The organism is Nocardia sp. 852002-20019_SCH5090214, from assembly GCF_001665865.1.
Classification (GTDB): domain Bacteria; phylum Actinomycetota; class Actinomycetes; order Mycobacteriales; family Mycobacteriaceae; genus Nocardia; species Nocardia nova.
This window is the reverse complement of record NZ_LZMK01000094.1, coordinates 1-629: the sequence shown is the minus strand read 5'-3', so window position 1 is coordinate 629 and position 629 is coordinate 1. Positions and strand designations below refer to the sequence as shown.

Genomic DNA, 629 nt, shown 5'->3' with positions numbered 1-629 from the left:
CAAGGAAGCCCCCACCTACGCGTTGTCGTCTGGCGAGCATCAGAGCGCGCAGCTCGACACCGATCTGGATGCGGCCGGCCTCACCACAGACGACCGCGCCCGCATCGACTTCGTCGTCGACTACCTCACCGGAGACACCCGAGACATCGACCTTCTCGCCTCGCCGGTGTGGGTCGACCCGGGCGAAGAAGCGCGCGGCCGGATCCCGGAACTGCTGGGCGGATTCGCCGAGGGCTACGTCAACGCGCAGAAGATGGCCGCCGAGATCTCGGTGATGACCGCGGCCGACCAGGCCCAGGTCCGTGAAGCCGGTAAGGCGATCCGCGCCGGACGCGAGCCCAGTACGCGACTGTGGCCCGGCTACGCCAACCGCGAGCAGATCAACGAGGAGATCTTCCTTCTCGCAGGCGATGTCGAAGACATTCGAGCAATCGCGGACTACGTCGCCGAGAACGACCTCTCCGACGAAAGTCCCGAGACCTGGGGTGTCGGTGACGAAACCGCCGCGACCATCGAGCGGCTGCGCGAGCGGGGCGACGAGATCGTCGCGGTCGCCACACTCCAGCACGGCCTGGCCGACATCGAGCGCAGCCAGCTCGTCACGATTGTCGACGACGTCGACGCCGGAC

Annotated in this window: 1 pseudogene; it reads left to right on the top strand. The window is 67.2% G+C overall.

Going from position 1 to position 629, the window contains the following annotated elements:
- Nucleotides 1–629: pseudogene (locus tag A5780_RS40755) on the top strand (hypothetical protein); the annotation flags it as partial.